Genomic DNA, 4,024 nt, shown 5'->3' with positions numbered 1-4,024 from the left:
ACCGACGGTGATGGGCTGACTGACGGTGAAGAGAAGACCGCCGGGACCGACCCAACCAAGCCGGACACCGATGGTGATGGCCTGACCGACAAGGAAGAGGTGGATGCAGGGAGCAATCCGCTTGACCCGAACGACCCGGTCGCCGGTGGCAACCTGGACACGGACGGTGATGGTATTCCCGATGGCATCGACCCGGATGATGATAACGACGGCGTGACCGACACCGACGAAGGGACCAACGGCACCGATCCGAAGAACCCGGATACCGACGGTGATGGGCTGACTGACGGTGAAGAGAAGACCGCCGGGACCGACCCAACCAAGCCGGACACCGATGGTGATGGCCTGACCGACAAGGAAGAGGTGGATGCAGGGAGCAATCCGCTTGACCCGGATGATCCAACCCCGCAAGGGTTCCCTAGCACGGTGAGTGTGGTGGGCATACCCAGTGTGGGGGAGGTGTTGACTGCGGAGTCCGTGTGTCCAGGTACGTGTACTGCTGCTCCTGACCAATATCAGTGGCAGATAGAGACCGCGGTGGGCAGTGCTGTTTATCAAGATATCGTAGGTGCCGTGGGGCTGACCTACACGGTCAAGAAAGAGGACCAGAAGCGGCGTATTCGGGTGGAGGTTAAGCCGTAACGAGGAGTCGTGAGCAGCTACTAGGAATATCCCTGACGAGATGGGCTCGTCAGGGAATGTAACTTGAAGAAAATGTTAAGGAAAAATAATGAAACTTTCAAAGATGGCGACCTTGATTGCTGCGGTGTTGTGGGGTGTTGCTAGTGGTGCCAGTGCGCTGACTTCTACCCCGACGGATACGGTGCAGGGTCGTGCGCCGACACTGACTAGCGCAGCGGTTACCTATGCTGACACCACCAACGACGGCGTGGTGAACGCTGGTGACAAGCTGACTGCTGCAGGTGCGGGCTGGAGCGACGACGATGGCGATGACGAGAAGGATAGTGCATACCAGTGGTACAGAGATTCCTTACCTATTACGAATGCGACAGCGAGCACCTACACCCTGACTGCTGATGACATGGGAACCGACATCACTGTCGGCGTGGTGCCGCAGACCGACTCAAACATTACTGACCCCTACCAGGGCACTGAGACGGTGGCATCTACCGGCGGCACGAATGGTAACGGTGTTGTTGAAGTTGCGGATGTCAAAGATGTGGCCAAGGTTGAGGTGGTTAATGACGCGAGCGGCAGCGTAGAAACGGGTCATCCGATTGTGGATACCACTCTCAGAGCCAAGGTCACCACGGCGGCGGGTACCACGGGTAGCTCTGCTGACTACACCTACCAGTGGATGATTGAGGATGCTGCCAATCTGGGAACTTACATTGACATCCTTGGCGCAACAAACGAAACCTACACTCCGGTTAAAGGTGACCAGAAGCTTAAGCTGCAAGTGGATGTCACCAAGAAGCCGTAAAGCGCTTGGTGATGGTGAGTTGAATGTCTGGCGTTGACGCCAAAGCCCTGTGTTGTCATGGGGAATGAGTAGTGGCTGCCAATAGGTAGTCGGTATGCTATCTCGCCAGGGAAGGTGAGGTGGATACCTTTTATGTAATGCATGGGCACGCCAACGGGCGGCTTGTTATTTCGTCTGGTCTGGCAACCTGTGTGGGGTGCGGGGCTGGCATGTTACAGCGGTAGAGGGTTCTACTGGGAACCGGAGACATGATGCAATGAAGGTGATATCTCGTTATTTGTCCTATCTGGCATTGCTGCTGGTGTGTGGGCAATCGGCATGGGTGCAGGCAAAGAGTGCTAACACGCTGTCGGTCCAAGGGCGTGCGCCTGTGGCAACCGGTGTTGCGGTCAATGGGCCTACAGCACCCTTGGTCGGGGATACCTTGCAGGGTGTTTATACCTTTGGTGACCAGGATTTGGATAGTGAGCTGGGCAGTGTGTTTCGCTGGGTGGATAGCGGTAATTTTGACTTGGCAAAGGGCACTGACAAACAGACTTACGTGCTGAGCAATAACGAGCGCGGCAAGCAAGTGCGTTTTGGGGTGACACCGGTAACTGACCCTAACGCGAGCGACCCGTCACAAGGGGTGGAAGCGTTGAGCAGTCCATCAGCGGTTGTGCAGGGACGCCCGGACGCAACCAAGTCGACCTTCAATGTCGATAAAGTCAACATTGTGGCAAACGGAACAGACAAGGCAGTGCTGACGTTGACACTCAAAGATGATGCAGGTAACCCGATTACAGGGATGAAGGACCGGGTTTCGCTGGCGTATAGCGGCATTGTGGGAACGAATGTCATCTTGTTGAGCGAGTTCGACAAAGATAATGGCGTTTATGAATACCTGCTGACAGGGACCAAGCTTGGCGTAGAAACCTTTACCCCACAGTTAGATGGCGCTGCGCTGGACACATCCCCGACAACCCAGCAGGTGACCTTGACCGGCGACCCGGCGACGGCTGTGGTATCCACACTGGTGACCACCACTGATGGCAAACCGGCAGACAATGTGAGTGAAGCTCTCTTGACGGCAACGGTGTTGGATGTGGATGGTAATCCATTGCCCGGCGCAACGGTGGTTTGGAGCCGCAGCGGCTCCTCAGCCACCTTGGGTGCGGCCACGAGCGTGACCGATGCCAGCGGCCAAGCGACGATGACGCTTAAAAATACCTGGGCTGAAACGGTCACGGTGATCGCCAAAGTGCAAGCCAATGCGGCAGACCTTGGCAAGAGTAGCACTGCGAGTTTCGTTGTTTATCCGCTGCTCGATACCTTGGTGGTGGGAACCAATAACTCACCTGCTGATAACACGGCCCAAAATACCGTTGTGGCAACCTTTAAAGATAAGCGGGGCACAGTGTTGGCTAACGTGCCAGTGACCCTGACGCTGAGTGCAGATAAGGGTACTGCCAGTTTTGCTAATGCATCCCCGTGGACCACCACCACCGATGCCAGCGGTAAGGTGACTATTGGGGTTAAGGACAGTATTGCTGCGGCGGAAACGGTGTATATCACGGCCTATGCGCAAGGAAGTACCGTAGACCAGAAAACAGCCAGTGTGAACTTTATTGCCTACAGCTTGAGTAATGTCAGCGTGAATGGGGCAAACTTTGCTGCTGGCTTCGGCTTCCCGACCACGGGCTTTACCGGGGCGAAATTCCAGCTGTTGATGAACAACGTCACGACCTGGAACACGGATTACAACTGGACTACCAACCAACCAGGTTGGACATCTGTCGATGCTAGCGGCATTGTGACGTTTACCGGTACTGCTAGCACAGCCACCAAGTCGGTTACTATCACAGCCACACCAAAGGGGGGGGCTTCAGCTCGGAATTATGCCTTTGTAGTAGGGAAGTGGTATTCGGTGTCAACGTCTGCAATATATACTTATACAAGTACGGTTACATATTGCTCTGGTATTGGGGCAGTGATGCCGACTCGATTGGGGTTAATTAATTCGAACATAACTACTGGCAGTGTGACAGCAAGAGGTCTTGGTTATTTGTGGGGGGAGTTTGGGAATATTACATCTTCCACTTATCCGTCAGCATCTGCAAATTGGACTAATAATTGGACAAGAACATCAGATGTTGCTGGTTCGGGGCGTTACTTTGTTTGGATGTCGAATCCTAGTGTGAGTGCACTTGTATCAACGAACTCAGATACTGTTAATTATCCCGCCACCTGCGTGAATACATTGTGATCGCGGTTAGTCTACATGTGAATAGCATTCACAGTGGAGAGGGCTAATGATACTAATAGTGTTGGTGTCTATGTAGTAAATGGTGCGTGGGTGATTGAATATTAAGGTAATGGAAACCATTCAATATGCTCACGCACTCTATATGTTTATACAAGGCTACTGAGTTCAGTCATTCTGTCGCATTTATTAAATTTGCCAGTACGGTGGTGTATTATGAGATGAATTTTAATTACCTTATGCTGGTTTGTGCGTTTGTGCGTTTGTGCGTTTGTGCGTTTGTGCGTTTGTGCGTTTGTGCGTTTGTGCGTTTGTGCGTTTGTGCGTTTGTGCGTTTG

Annotated in this window: 3 protein-coding genes; all 3 read left to right on the top strand. The window is 53.2% G+C overall.

All coding sequences use genetic code 11. From position 1 onward, the window contains the following. Positions 1-642, top strand: a 642-nt coding sequence (locus tag OKB87_RS23385; RefSeq protein WP_270828615.1) for a hypothetical protein, incomplete at its 5' end; no start/stop codon positions are given. A gap of 88 nt (positions 643-730) precedes the next feature. Further along, positions 731-1,444: a ZirU family protein gene (locus OKB87_RS23380; protein ID WP_270828614.1), complete on the top strand. Its 714-nt coding sequence runs from the start codon at positions 731-733 to the stop codon at positions 1,442-1,444. Between the two features lie 256 nt (positions 1,445-1,700). Next, positions 1,701-3,689: an Ig-like domain-containing protein gene (locus OKB87_RS23375; protein ID WP_270828613.1), complete on the top strand. Its 1,989-nt coding sequence runs from the start codon at positions 1,701-1,703 to the stop codon at positions 3,687-3,689. Positions 3,690-4,024: the final 335 nt, after the last annotated feature.

This window comes from Aeromonas sp. Y318-1 (assembly GCF_027706125.1).
Taxonomy (GTDB): Bacteria; Pseudomonadota; Gammaproteobacteria; order Enterobacterales; family Aeromonadaceae; genus Aeromonas; species Aeromonas hydrophila.
The sequence above is the reverse complement of the archived record's forward strand: the minus strand, read 5'-3'. Positions and strand labels throughout refer to the sequence as shown.

Coding starts and splice junctions, on each gene's coding strand:
- OKB87_RS23375 (WP_270828613.1), top strand. CDS start 1,701: ATGAAGGTGATATCTCGTTATTTGTCCTATCTGGCATTGCTGCTGGTG.
- OKB87_RS23380 (WP_270828614.1), top strand. CDS start 731: ATGAAACTTTCAAAGATGGCGACCTTGATTGCTGCGGTGTTGTGGGGT.